Below are 12841 nucleotides of genomic sequence, written 5' to 3'. Positions count from 1 at the left end.
GGCATAAATATTATTCATGATAATTGAAGGTATTATTACTTACATTCAATTATATTACGAATCATTATTTTGTTTTTTCAGCTTTCCAAGAATCTTTAACGATCGTTGCAACTTCATCCCAAGTCTTCTTACCTTGAGCATATTCTAACAATGCATCACCGAAGTAATTTTTGAATTCTTCACTTGGGAATGCTGCAAATGTCCAAGCCAAGGATGATACGCCATCTTTCTCCATCCATGCTAATACTTCCTTAGCAAGTGGATCAGCTGGTTTTTCGTTATCTTTAAACGTATTGAATGGTGAAATGAAACCTAGGTCATTCGTTACGTAACTCTTACCTTTTTCACTGGAGAATAACCATTCCAAGAAAGCAATAGATGCTTGTTGTTTCTCAGCGGACACTTTGCTATTTATAGCAAAATAGTTTTCTGTTCCAATAGCTAAACCTTGTTTTTCTTCACCAGCAACACCTGTGTAGATAGGCATGAACTTAATGTCTTCTGCTTTTACTACGTTACCATCTACTCCACTAATTTGAGACCAAGCCCAGTTACCATTTTGCACCATTGCCGTTTGACCAAGTGCAAATTCAGCCATAGAATCGGTTACCGTTTTACTACCTAGAAGCGCACCTTTTGAAACAGAATTGTTGATGTACAAATCAAAGATATTTTTGAAGTTATCGCCGTATTTGAAAGAAATTTCTTGGGTATCTAAACCAGCCATTACCGTGTTATCAAATTTCGTATTGTCTTTGAATTCATAGAACAAAGGAATGTTAGCTAAGTGAGTTTGCCATCTCCATTGCTCACCAGCAGCTAATGAAGTGGAAGAGAATACCCCTTTAATTCCTAGTTGGTCTTTCTTAGCAGTCATATCTTCAACTACTGATTTAAGCGTAGCGTAATTGTTGATTTCTGATGTAGATGAAATGGTTACTGCTTTATCTGCTAACGCAAAATATTTCTTCATAATAGCTTCGTTATAAATGATACCGTAACCTTCAACGACGTAAGGAATACCGTAAACGCCTTCACCACTTGTTACTGCTAAACTTTTATCTGACAAGTAGCTATACAATTTAGTATCTTTCAAATCTGCAGTATAATTTTTCCAAGACTCATAACCTACTGGACCATTCATTTGGAAAATTGTAGGGGCATCAGATTTCGCAATTTCTGCCTTCAATTTAGTTTCATACGTACCTGCAGCTGCAGTAACAACTTTAACCTTAACACCTGTCTCTGCTTCATAATCTTTAGCAATTTTCTCATATGTCTCTGCAATTTCAGGTTTAAAGTTCAAGAAGTAAATCTCTCCACCTTTACCTGCTGCCGAATTTGTGTCTTCTGTTTTGTTACCACATGCAGTTACCAATCCAACAACCATAGTAGATACAAGCACGAGTCCCAACATTTTTTTTAACTTATTGTTCATTGGTTTCCCCTTCTTTTCTTTAAATTTGTTTCCTTACAACATTTTTGAAAACGGTTTCTAATTTCTTCGTTAGATTATGACAGCGCTTACTTAAAAGTCGGTAGCGTTATCGGTAACGTTTCCAATTGCTTGCGTTTATAATAGCATATTAGCCTATAAATTCGCAATAGTATTTCTTTATTGGATTTTCTTACCCATTACTTTATACAATTTGGTGTTTTTTTACTCTATATTTTATGGCCATTAGGAATAAATGATGCCTCATTCAAACTCAATAAATTCTTCTTTATGATTACGAATGTATGAATTCATTTCTTTAATTGTATGAGGGACCTGCGTATTGTATCTAATATAAAGTTTATTTACGGATACAAATAGTTCTTTATCCTTCTCTATATCAGAGGGCGATGCTTTTAACCAAGTTCCATCAACGCTCTTGTACTTTGATTCAATCAGCGTCTCTAATTCTTCATAAATGTTAATGATCTCTGGTTCATTGAAGAAGCTCATTCCGTTCTTCAATCCAATCCAAGATCTAACTTCACTCATGAAATAAAAAGCAAACCAAAAAAACTCAAAGATAGACTTGGTATGATTATGATATGAATAAAACATATACAGCCCTCTTTGCCCATCATTTAATTTCCAATACAGATCAAATTTAGTTTCCATACTCTTCCCTTGAATTTTAAGTATGAATGGCATGATACAAATCCAGGCGATATTATCATACATTAGTTCTTCTTCCTTTATTTTCGTGAGCATGAACAATCCCCTCTCTCAGACTTTGATATGTGCTTTTAACCCCATGTTCGATCTAACTTATCTGATCTTATGTTCCCAATCTTTAGTATGCTAACCTAATCCTTATTGGTTATGATCTTCTTTTGGTTTCATCTCTTTTAAAAACCTTATTATTACAGGAATATCTGGAGGACTTATTTGGTTTGGAATCTCTTCTAAATTAAAAAATCGAATTTCTTGCACTTCCATATCATCACCTTTAATGACGCCAACATAATCTCTACACACATAAGCTACAACAACATTAAAGACCTCATCCCCATGAGGATATTGATAATAAAGTTCCTGTCCGGAGAAGATATCAAGCAATTCTAGTTCTTGCGCTATTAAACCTGTCTCTTCAAAAAGCTCTCGTCCTGCAACTTCTTTCATTTCTTCCCCCGGTTCCATAGAACCTCCTGGTAATCCCCACATTCCATTATCCGTTCTTTGTTGTAATAATAATCGATTATCACAATCTAATAGAATAACGCAAGCACCTGTCATAATTATAGGACGCGTGCCTACTAATCCTCTTAATTCCATGATGTAACCCATATCTTTCACATCCTTTTTTGAACTTAAATTATTGTCTTACTTTTCCGTGTATCAATCCCTATCTTTGGTTGGCTTGTTCCCTATTACTCTAAATTCTTCTCGCCTCAAATGTTATACAATCAGCACTCAATTTTACAGGTAGACCATTACGATCAATGTCGAACTCCAATGGTTTAACAATACTACTAAGAACTTCTTATTGATGCAATATTCCCAACATATGATCGGTGGTTATATTCACTTCAAACATCGGATCCAATTCTACATTTGATTCTATAAGTCAACGCAAACGATTCTACCATTTCTATTCTTCAGTGTTTCTGCCATTGGAATGCTATTCCTACCAATTCCACATCCCAGATCGAGCACATTCATATTTTATCTGTCGTTGAATTTCTCCAAGACATCCATTACGGATTTAACGGGTTTGTGCAACCAAGAACCAGGTTCAAATAGTTTATAATTCTCAAAACACAAATCATGATATTTCCTTTCTTCTGTTCTAATATGCGCTACTCTATCCATACCTTCACCTCATCCTTTTAACTTCGTGATAAACCGATCTATCATTTTTCTCAATCTACTTCTTCGATCAGGTAATAGTGTACTATTGGTTAAGGCAGCGATCTGTTCGACGATATCTTCAATTGACATTTCGTCTGTATCTAGATGATCCTGGAAAACCTCATGAGATAATCCAGCAATACATCTATCGATTTGTCGAGCAGCCCATGAATTTTTACCCTCACCTCTACTTCTCAAGCGCTTCAGTAAAGTATTCTTAGAAGCACATAACGTAAAATGATTCACCGTTATCCCATCTTCTCGTAACCTATCAACGATTTCACTGAAATACTCAGGACTTACTATTGTCATAGGCACAATAATCGTTCCACTAAATTCATCATGTATTGTTTTTAACATAGAATAATTGAATTGTCTCCACATAACGAAATCTTGAAAGTCGCCTTTATGTATTGGTTTGGGAATGTTCTTTCTAATGAAATATCCAGTATTCTCAGGGTCATAAATAAACGAATTAGGAATTCTCCTAAATAACTCACTAGAAGTTTGAGTTTTTCCAGAGCCAAATGCTCCATTAATCCATATGATCAATCTTGACACCTCGATTTCCGAATTTTTTTGGATTCAAATAATTGATTACAATGTCCACTCTTTCTTTAGTAATCATCACCATCAAAGAGTACATGAGGAAGCACTAAAGACAATTCACTTCCAAGTGTCATCGCTCCGGAACCTGAGGCACCAAATATATGTATTCGATTAATCATACCAACCTCCGTTGTTATCGGATGACTTAACCTTTTTCAATTCGCTTAAGAAAATCAATACTAACCTCTATACAATCTCTATATTCTTTAGGTTTATGGGTTGTGTGAAATGGATTCATAAATCCATGTTCGGCTTCAATAATCTCTATTACAGTATTCTTCTTAGTCTTTAGTTTCATTTCTAAATCTGAGACATCAAATGACTTCTCATTTCTTGCAAAGAATAATAAGTTTGGACATCTCGGCTCAATCTCCACATGATTTCTAATTCTAGAACCGTAATATCCAATTACTCCATCAACTTCATATTCACTACTTATCCATGCCATTGTTGCACCAATACTAAATCCAATAATAAATATTTGCTCATATTTCTCTCTGTTTTCTTGTACTATTCGATTAACTTCATCTATTGATTTATTGAAACCTACTTCATTCATAAAATAATGGTATGCAGCATCTTCTTCATGATAAGAGAATGAATCCCTGTTCAATAAATTAGGCGTAAGTACATCAAAACCTTCATTAATCATAACCTCGCTGATACATTGGATATGATCATTAACACCATAAATTTCGTGAAGGATAATCACTAAAGATCTTAATGGAGAATCTAAGTTCATTGAATTTCACATCTTTCTTTTATAATCTACTAGGTTGCTTTTCTGGTGGGATTCATCGGTTACTTGCACATACACGAGAAGTTATATTTATTTCGTCATCATAGCAAGTTTCATGGATAATCTGATAGGAAGTGCAGGGTTTCCCATCTGGTTGAGATCTCCTACAAAAAACAAATCTGTGATAGGATAGTAAAAAGCAAACGAGCCGGTTGAACCAGAATGACCCATTAACTCACCTTTACCCATAAAGAGGGTAATCAAGCCGTTCAAAGGAATTCTCATATATCCGCTACCATAATAAATAGGTCCCATTGAAGCTTGCAGCTTGTTGTATAATGGTAGCTTCTCAAAGAGAGCTTTATTAAACAGATTACCTCCAAAGAAAGCCTTCATAAATATCATCAACTCACGAGCGGTAGTGATACAACCTCCACTTGCACGACTACTCATAATGAATTTAGGACGATAGATTGCTTTATTCTGATAATAGATATTCGGTACAAAATCATTTTCGCATTCAGGGAGATATGTATTTTTAAGTGTTAGTGGTTCAACAATAAATTGTTTATATGCTTCTGCCAATGTTAAATTCGTTACCTTTTCAATAATTTCACCAAGCATGTCGAAGTTTATATCAGCATAGTAAGCTTTTTTTGTGGTACGCGGTGCAAAGTGAGGATTTAACTTCCTTACCAAAGCCACCATGTCGTCGAAAGTAGTGTAGAAATCTTCATTGATGCCACGGATCTTAGCACTCTCTTTTCCTTCTTCAAATACATCCGGTAACCCGCTGATCTGAAATAGTAAATCAGATATCGTCAAGTCAAAGGAATATTCCTCACCACCATAGACATGAATGCCACTTAACACAGAATGATCAAAATACGTTGTAACCTTATCATCAAGTGACAACTTACCCTGCTCTAGTAAAGCCAATATGCAGGTAGTCGTAAACAGCTTCGTGATGCTAGCCATAAGCAGAGGGGAGTCTAACTCCTTGCCACCGTATCCCTTGCTGTACGAGAAGTCTCCACTTGTGTTTTCTACAAATAACACACCTTCATGGATTTGATTCGAACTCGTAGCTTTATCAAAAATTTCCCCTAGCTTTTGCGTTCTACTGTTTGCCATAAGTTACACCCCTCACCATAACAATAAAATGTAGATCTCACCCTGATAAAAAAGACATCAAGCGACCTGCACCTGATGTTATCGAATCGAATGTTCCTTATGCTCTTAATTATTATACACTATTTTCCATTTTCGTTTTTCATTACCGCTGCGTACATTCCTTCAGCTATTCCCCCGTCATATCTTTCTTCCCTGGGGAGGTCTACTCATAAATCGCTCCGAATTTCTTTCGAATCCATATTGTTCATACAATCCATGAGCATCTAATGTCCCTAGTATGCCTGTCATCCATTCATACTCTTGGGAACTAGTAATAATCTCGACTAATTTCTTCCCTACACCTTGTCCTTGATATTCTTGCACTACAAACACATCACATAGATAAAACATGGTTGCTCCATCTGTGAAGATCCTAGCAAATCCAATTTGGTTGTCATTATAATATACGCCATAACAATGAGAAGAATCGATAGATTTCAAGATCCTCTCAGGTGATCTCCGGTTAGCCCAATAGCTTTGAGCTAAATAATCCAGTACGAATTGCCTGTTAATCTTGTCTTTGTCGTCTGATATCAAGAAGTCTTTGTACAATACTTCCATGAGAATCCCCCTATTTTTTCACTAGCAATACACATTAGTTACACATGTCACCACAGTAAAAACTAACCTATGAGATATTCAATAATTTCTGTATTTACAAATTCTGATTGTTCGTGGTTTATGGAATGTCCTGCATCTTTCACTATTTTGTAGTTCAATTGATTATCTTTCAGTTTTTTTATGGCTTTTGGATAATGACTCAATATATCTTGTTCTCCAATTAAAAATAAGGAGTTCCCTTTGATCTTTTGGATTTGCTCATTGTTAAATATAAGGGTTTTGTGTTTCATCATGGATTTGTTATTGAAATACTTAAGCAGATAATACCAATGATTCATAAGTTCCGTGTTATCTTCAAATACCGAATAGTTTGGCCCACTTAGCTTCCTCAACAATTTCTTACAGTTTCTTTCTGTTGGAAATAGTGCTTCTGGTAAAAATGCCTTCATCATTTTACTCATCATTTCGAGCTGGCTACTAGGCACTCTCCCAGCCATACAAACAATCTTCATCACTTTTGTTGGTCTCATAATTGCATAATGATAAGCCAAATATGCACCATAAGATACCCCAGCTATATGTGTAGTATTTATCCCCATTGATTCTAATACCTGATCCAGCCACTCAGATTGGTCAAATTCTCTATAATATTTTTCATTTGGTTCGCTTTTACCTGAGCCGCCAATTGCATCTATTGCTAAAACGTAGAATCGCTCAGATAATTGCTGAATATTATAAATCCACATCATCGCTGAATTATCACCCACTCCATGTAGAAGTAATAATGGAGGATTATTAGGTGAACCTACTGTTATTACATGGGTACTTCCATAAGAAGTTATAATGTCTTGTTGCTGTACAGCTACATTCCATGTGTCTAACAACTTATCATAAGATTCGTAGATTAAATTTTGGCCCCCTTTTGTTTTATATCTATTCATACCTTCTGTACCTTCTTTCTCCCTTGATAATATTCTTCTTCTAGTATTGAGAATAAATAAGAATCATGAAATTGCCCTTTATGCCACATATGTTCCCTTAGATGGCCTTCTTGTTGCATACCGATTCTCCTCAAGACATTCGCCGACGGTATATTTCCGGGGCGGCATGTCGCATAAATTCTATGCACTTTGAAGGTTTCAAATCCAAGCATTAACATCGCCTCTGCTGCTTCAGTAGCATAACCATTACCCCAAAAATCAGGGTTAAAACAGTACCCTAATTCAGCATTATGATCCTTAATATGAATTCCACATCCACCAATTAATTCATTCGTCTTTTTTAAAATCACTCCAAATTCAAGATCCGTTCGGTCGATGGCCTGCTGCTTTGTGATTTCTTGCTCTATATATGTTTTGGTCTCAACTTCGCTATTCGGTCCCCAGATCGTATGTTCAGTTACTTCGCGATTCGATGCATATTTATGTACATCTACCCAGTCTTCCATCTGAAAATCACGAATGATTAATCTTTCGATTTCTACTTGCATTTAACATCACCTCACAATCTTAGGATCGCATGTTAGTCAGTTCCTGAAGTGCGTATCGTAGACAAAGAACGCCCCACAGCCATAAATAACTTGTAAGAAGTTCAAATTACTTTTTGAGTTACTTACAAAATCACATATTCGCAGTGCGTTTTCCCCAGCGTGAATATCTGGGTAAGTAAGAATAGATACTTCATACTTCTGATAGATCGATAAAAAGATGGCGCGATAATACTATTCAATTGGTTGTTGTATTTCAGTCCATGTCATATCCGCCATCGTATCCTCAAATATTGAATAACCCATATTATCCTCCCCATCCTTAGTATTAGATGACAGAAAAATATTGTAATGCGTAGGAGATCCCATCTTCGCTTGCTTTTTTGGTAACAAAGTCTGCTTTGTCTTTAAGCTCTTGCTCAGCGTTGCCCATAGCAATTCCCAATTCTACATACTCCAACATGTCGATGTCGTTACCGCCGTCACCGAAAGCGATGGCTTCTGACCTACCAATGTTGAAATAGTCTAATACTTGTATTGATTTGGAAGCTTCCGTATCTTCATACACGTTCATCACATAGTTATGCCAACGCTTGAACTTGAGCGCTGGAAATCGTTCTATGAATTTTTGAGCTTCACTGTCGTCAGCATACAAACACATACCGAATATTTCTTCAGACAGTGAGCCCATTTTTTCCGGATAGTCATCAAGCGCCAGTGTTTCTTTTAATACGCTCATAATCCGCTGATTTTCAGAACCGATGCCATTCATGGCGTACTGTTCTGTGAAATAAGAGATACTATGATTATTCAATTCAGCGAAGACCGAGACACCTTGAACCGTTTCTGTTCTTAGCACTGATTTATAAATCGTTTTATCATTACATTTTACTAGAGCGCCGTTGGCACAAATTGTAGGGTCTTCCTGTCGCAACCACCACTTTGATTCCACGATCAATCAGTTTCTTAATTGCTTCTTTCGTGCTTTGTGGCATACTTCTGTCTATTTCACTAAAGAGGGTTCCATCAACATCAAAAAACACAATTTTGTACATCTTTTGTGAACAGCCACCTTTGTAATTAGTCTTCTGAAACCTCACATCAAGTCACATCAGATATAAGAAATCTGTACCCTACTTCTCTATCAATCCATCTCTTAAAATTGTTATGCCTTCCAATACAGATTCCATATTCTCTTCGTCATTCATATGATTTCTTGCATGTAATAATACGGGTCTTAGTGACTCAACCGAATTACCAATTTGACCCATCCATTCATATCTAGGAACCATCCAAAGATGAAAGTGATGCGTCGTATCTTCATTATAGAAATAGTAAACTTTATCAATCCCAAGACGAGTTCTTTGTTCTTGTCTGATTTTATATATTAATGAGATGTATTCAATCTGTTCTTCAGTAGTCAATTCATCCATGCAGTTAAAATGCCTTTTGGATGCCAAAATAACCAACCCTCTTATTAGGTCCTTTCACATTAAGCTGAACGAGTCGTGCAACTAGCACTGAATCCCCACCCGATGTGCGAACACCTTGTTACCTGAATTATAATATTCCCTCGAACGATCTAATTTTCCAATTTTTCATTATTCCCCCCCTTTCTATCGTTAAATGATAACTCATTACATTCATTTGACGATAAAGGAATGCATTGTTAGACTACGATTTCCTTTTCCATAGACTAGCCCATAGAAATCCCTTACCAAATAGTTTCTCGTCATTACTACATTCTTTCATATGCCTTATTTCAACTTCCTCAAAGTGATCTGACAATATCTCTCTTAGATCTTCCTGGGTATATGCGATTCCACCTTGCATACTATAGACCCTATAAATACTCTCGTCAGTTCTGGTATGAACCCCACTAATTTCTTCAAATCCATCTGCAAAACATACGATTCCAAATAATCCGTTAGGTTTAAGAACTCGATTAATGATGTCTATGTACTTGAATCTTTGATGTGGTACTAAATGATGTAATAACCCACTATCATATACCAAATCATACGTAGTCTCATCCAGCTCTAATTCAAATACATTGCCACAGATGAAATTAACTGAAACATTCTTACTGATTGCATTATTTCTTGCCCATTCGACTGCTTCTTGTGATATATCAACTGCGTCAACTCGACAACCTTGTTCGGTCATGTATATAGCATTCCTACCATTACCTGATCCCAATTCCAGTACATTGATAGGTTTAAACCTATCTGAGTTAAAATATGACACTAAATTCTCGTCAGGATAATCAATAAAAAATGGAACACCTTTTGATTTATCTTCGTAAAATTTATTCCACCAAGGGGCTGGTGAACGGAACAAATGATCTAGCATTGAAATAACATCCTTGGTATCCTTTATTCTATTCATATTCAATTCTCCTTTTTTTAAATATAATGTTTTCTGGGTTTCTTTCTATTTCTAATTTTGCTTTCCTTATAGTTGACTCAATAAAAGGTCCTTTCGCTTCCGTATATTTAACTCTATCAGTCTTAAACCTTTCTTCTAATTCCAGCTTCAAATCATTGTATTCACTTGCTACTTCACGATGATTTATCAAATAGTTTCTAAATAACAGATTAGAATGCCAGTGATCTGACTCATATTTGTATATATGTAAATGATGTGTCCCCGCACGCCAAAGTCCCTTACGAAAGAATCTTCTTTCAGGGAAATGACTATGATAGACATACTCATAACCAATTGCAGCTAATAACTCCTTATGAGTTTCTGTAACACCCTCAATGTCACTAACACCAATCATCATATCGATCAATGGCTTAGCAGATAGCCCCGGCACAGCGGTGCTTCCAATATGTTCAATTCCTTGGATGACGTCCTTTAATGTGAATATTAACTTTTCCTTTTCATGTTTAAAATCTAACATCCAATCTCGATTATAATCAGAAACCGTTACTTCTTCCATGTTAAAACTCCTTTTTTCAGTCTAACCTCATGTTCAACTTCTGTTCTTTTTCATAATGTTTCAACAGATCTACAACTAATATTCCGTTTATCTTCATACCATTTAAATCACAATCATTAATATCTAACCCACTAAGATTGCAATTTGTGATTTCGCTGTTCTCCAAATTACAATTCTCAAATCGAAGACCTCTTTGTATAGCTGTCGGATCATAACCTGGATGTCCTTCAGGAGGCATACCAATATTATGTATATAAGCCCCTCCAAGTTGTGCACCATCTATCTCCAAATCACTTAGGTTAGCATCCATGATCTTGGTTCCAGCTAATGAGATATTCTGTAAATGTACGTTTTCTAAACAAGCACATTCAAATTTAGAACCCGCAAGATTTGCATTCTTTACATCCAATTGTTTTGTCGTATTAACTATCTCCAAACGTTCCATAATAATTTCCTCCAATAATTTTGAATTCATGTTTCTCTTGCCCTCAACTAATTGATTTAACTTTAGGATAGCTTTAACCAGATTAAATGCTATACCTGGTTTCAAAATCTTATTTTCATGCTCAATTTGGAATGCTGAATAAGCCTTTACACCCTCTTCCTTATAAATCATCATAAAATGAACATGCGAAAAAAGAAACCACTTGTTGTACTATGCTATATCTAGCAAAGTAACATGCTTGTGGTTTCCTAGATTGATCTATCGAACTTGAGCGCTTAATGAATCGCAAACCTTACTCAAACTGTCTTTGATAATATCACAGCCCTTCATTAAATTATCCATACTTATCGTCAGTGGTGGCATAATTTTGATCACGGTATCATTGCGACCTGCTCTTTCAATAATAAGACCATTTTTAAAACAGATAGAAGTAATATCACGTGCTACAGCTTCACCTAAATGAGATACATCAATCCCCCAGATCAAACCAATACCACGGATTTGAATATTATGATCTATTGATTGAATGTCATTTTTTAAATAATGTTTCAGAAAATCTTCTTTTTCTAACACTTGATTCTCAAGTCTATCTGTCATTCTCAGTTCTAAAGCAGCTTTGGCCGCAACAAAAGCGAGCTGATTCCCTCGGAATGTCCCATTATGTTCTCCTGGACTCCACGTATCTAATTCTGGTTTCATTAACAGTAATGACATGGGTAACCCATAACCGCTAATTGATTTGGACAAAATCACGATGTCAGGCACAATACCCGCTCGTTCAAATGAAAAGAACGGTCCAGTTCTACCACATCCTACTTGGATATCATCTACGATCAATAAAATATCATATTCATCACATAAATTCCGTAGTTTTTGTAACCAATCAATATTAGCTACAATAACACCACCCTCGGCTTGAACAGTCTCCAATATTATCGCTGCTGGTTTTTCGATCCCTGAATGCGTATCACAAAGAATTTGTTCCATATATCTAATGGTATCCAATCCTTCAAATGACTCGCCATAAGGAATAAAGGTTACATTATTTAACGGAATCCCCGCACTTTCACGTATCGATTTATTACTGGTGACCGACATGCTACCTAGTGACATACCATGAAAGCCACCCATAAATGCGAAGATACCCGTTCTATTCTTGACCTTACGTGCAAGTTTTAATGCAGCCTCCACAGCATTCGTTCCCGTCGGACCACAAAATTGCAGCTTATAGTTCAATGATTGAGGTTCTAAAATATGTTCCGAGAAAGATACGATAAATTCTTCCTTCGCTGTTGTATACAAATCCAATCCGTGCATTATTCGATCTGAAGCAACATATTCCATAATCTTCGATTTCATGAATTCGTTGTTATGACCATAATTAAGTGCACCGGCTCCAGCAAAGAAATCAATGTAAGTTTCTCCTGTTTCGGTGTACATTAATTCACCCTTCGCTTTATCAAAAGTAACTGGAAAACTTCTGCAGTAAGACCTAACATTGGATTCTAACATTTCAAATGTCTTCATTTAATCTACATCTC

General features: G+C 36.0%; 13 protein-coding genes and 3 pseudogenes. All 16 read right to left on the bottom strand.

Annotation, left to right across the window (positions count from 1 at the left end):
• Positions 1–64: 64 nt before the first annotated feature.
• Complete coding sequence (locus PGLA_RS20040) at positions 65–1438, bottom strand: ABC transporter substrate-binding protein (RefSeq protein WP_068536252.1); 1374 nt, start codon at positions 1436–1438, stop codon at positions 65–67.
• Positions 1439–1699: 261 nt separating this feature from the next.
• On the bottom strand, positions 1700–2203 hold the full coding sequence (locus PGLA_RS20035) for a hypothetical protein (RefSeq protein ID WP_068536250.1): 504 nt from the start codon (positions 2201–2203) through the stop codon (positions 1700–1702).
• Positions 2204–2305: 102 nt separating this feature from the next.
• Entirely contained in the window at positions 2306–2779 is a 474-nt protein-coding gene (locus PGLA_RS20030) for an NUDIX hydrolase (RefSeq protein ID WP_068536247.1), read from the bottom strand.
• Positions 2780–3055: 276 nt separating this feature from the next.
• Positions 3056–3304 (bottom strand): annotated as a pseudogene (locus PGLA_RS29610) (class I SAM-dependent methyltransferase); the annotation flags it as partial.
• 9 nt (positions 3305–3313) lie between these two features.
• A complete protein-coding gene (locus PGLA_RS20025) occupies positions 3314–3895 on the bottom strand; it encodes an AAA family ATPase (RefSeq protein ID WP_161487968.1) in 582 nt (193 codons plus the stop codon).
• Between the two features lie 202 nt (positions 3896–4097).
• Positions 4098–4694 carry a dienelactone hydrolase family protein gene (locus tag PGLA_RS20020; RefSeq protein ID WP_068536242.1) on the bottom strand — a complete coding sequence of 199 codons (597 nt, stop codon included), beginning with the start codon at positions 4692–4694 and terminating at the stop codon, positions 4098–4100.
• 87 nt (positions 4695–4781) lie between these two features.
• Entirely contained in the window at positions 4782–5825 is a 1044-nt protein-coding gene (locus PGLA_RS20015; protein ID WP_068536241.1) for a serine hydrolase domain-containing protein, read from the bottom strand.
• 177 nt (positions 5826–6002) lie between these two features.
• Positions 6003–6425 (bottom strand): GNAT family N-acetyltransferase, encoded by a 423-nt coding sequence (locus tag PGLA_RS20010; RefSeq protein WP_068536239.1) that lies wholly within the window; start codon positions 6423–6425, stop codon positions 6003–6005.
• A 62-nt stretch (positions 6426–6487) separates the two neighbouring features.
• Positions 6488–7366, bottom strand: coding sequence for an alpha/beta fold hydrolase (locus PGLA_RS20005; protein ID WP_068536237.1), 879 nt, complete (start codon positions 7364–7366; stop codon positions 6488–6490).
• Complete coding sequence (locus PGLA_RS20000) at positions 7363–7914, bottom strand: GNAT family N-acetyltransferase (protein ID WP_068536235.1); 552 nt, start codon at positions 7912–7914, stop codon at positions 7363–7365. Before PGLA_RS20000 ends, PGLA_RS20005 begins: the two co-directional genes overlap by 4 nt.
• 325 nt (positions 7915–8239) lie before the next feature.
• Positions 8240–8906 (bottom strand): annotated as a pseudogene (locus PGLA_RS19995) (HAD hydrolase family protein).
• Positions 8907–9044: 138 nt separating this feature from the next.
• A pseudogene (locus PGLA_RS19990) lies at positions 9045–9389 on the bottom strand (HIT family protein); the annotation flags it as partial.
• A gap of 196 nt (positions 9390–9585) precedes the next feature.
• Positions 9586–10299, bottom strand: coding sequence for a class I SAM-dependent methyltransferase (locus tag PGLA_RS19985; RefSeq protein WP_068536233.1), 714 nt, complete (start codon positions 10297–10299; stop codon positions 9586–9588).
• Positions 10292–10855 (bottom strand): GrpB family protein, encoded by a 564-nt coding sequence (locus tag PGLA_RS19980; RefSeq protein WP_068536232.1) that lies wholly within the window; start codon positions 10853–10855, stop codon positions 10292–10294. Before PGLA_RS19980 ends, PGLA_RS19985 begins: the two co-directional genes overlap by 8 nt.
• Positions 10856–10871: 16 nt before the next feature.
• Positions 10872–11474 (bottom strand): pentapeptide repeat-containing protein, encoded by a 603-nt coding sequence (locus PGLA_RS19975; RefSeq protein ID WP_084411318.1) that lies wholly within the window; start codon positions 11472–11474, stop codon positions 10872–10874.
• Positions 11475–11558: 84 nt separating this feature from the next.
• Complete coding sequence (ectB, locus tag PGLA_RS19970) at positions 11559–12827, bottom strand: diaminobutyrate--2-oxoglutarate transaminase (RefSeq protein ID WP_068536230.1); 1269 nt, start codon at positions 12825–12827, stop codon at positions 11559–11561.
• Positions 12828–12841 lie beyond the last annotated feature (14 nt).

Source organism: Paenibacillus glacialis (genome assembly GCF_001637205.1).
GTDB classification, from domain to species: domain Bacteria; phylum Bacillota; class Bacilli; order Paenibacillales; family Paenibacillaceae; genus Paenibacillus_AQ; species Paenibacillus_AQ glacialis.
This window is presented reverse-complemented; position numbering and strand designations above follow the sequence as displayed.

Excerpts from the sequence above, each read along its gene's own strand:
- ectB (WP_068536230.1), bottom strand. The coding sequence starts at position 12,827 with ATGAAGACATTTGAAATGTTAGAATCCAATGTTAGGTCTTACTGCAGA.
- PGLA_RS20005 (WP_068536237.1), bottom strand. The coding sequence starts at position 7,366 with ATGAATAGATATAAAACAAAAGGGGGCCAAAATTTAATCTACGAATCT.
- PGLA_RS20015 (WP_068536241.1), bottom strand. The coding sequence starts at position 5,825 with ATGGCAAACAGTAGAACGCAAAAGCTAGGGGAAATTTTTGATAAAGCT.
- PGLA_RS20020 (WP_068536242.1), bottom strand. The coding sequence starts at position 4,694 with ATGAACTTAGATTCTCCATTAAGATCTTTAGTGATTATCCTTCACGAA.
- PGLA_RS20035 (WP_068536250.1), bottom strand. The coding sequence starts at position 2,203 with ATGCTCACGAAAATAAAGGAAGAAGAACTAATGTATGATAATATCGCC.
- PGLA_RS19985 (WP_068536233.1), bottom strand. The coding sequence starts at position 10,299 with ATGAATAGAATAAAGGATACCAAGGATGTTATTTCAATGCTAGATCAT.
- PGLA_RS20010 (WP_068536239.1), bottom strand. The coding sequence starts at position 6,425 with ATGGAAGTATTGTACAAAGACTTCTTGATATCAGACGACAAAGACAAG.
- PGLA_RS19975 (WP_084411318.1), bottom strand. The coding sequence starts at position 11,474 with ATGATGATTTATAAGGAAGAGGGTGTAAAGGCTTATTCAGCATTCCAA.
- PGLA_RS20030 (WP_068536247.1), bottom strand. The coding sequence starts at position 2,779 with ATGGGTTACATCATGGAATTAAGAGGATTAGTAGGCACGCGTCCTATA.
- PGLA_RS20000 (WP_068536235.1), bottom strand. The coding sequence starts at position 7,914 with ATGCAAGTAGAAATCGAAAGATTAATCATTCGTGATTTTCAGATGGAA.
- PGLA_RS19980 (WP_068536232.1), bottom strand. The coding sequence starts at position 10,855 with ATGGAAGAAGTAACGGTTTCTGATTATAATCGAGATTGGATGTTAGAT.
- PGLA_RS20040 (WP_068536252.1), bottom strand. The coding sequence starts at position 1,438 with ATGAACAATAAGTTAAAAAAAATGTTGGGACTCGTGCTTGTATCTACT.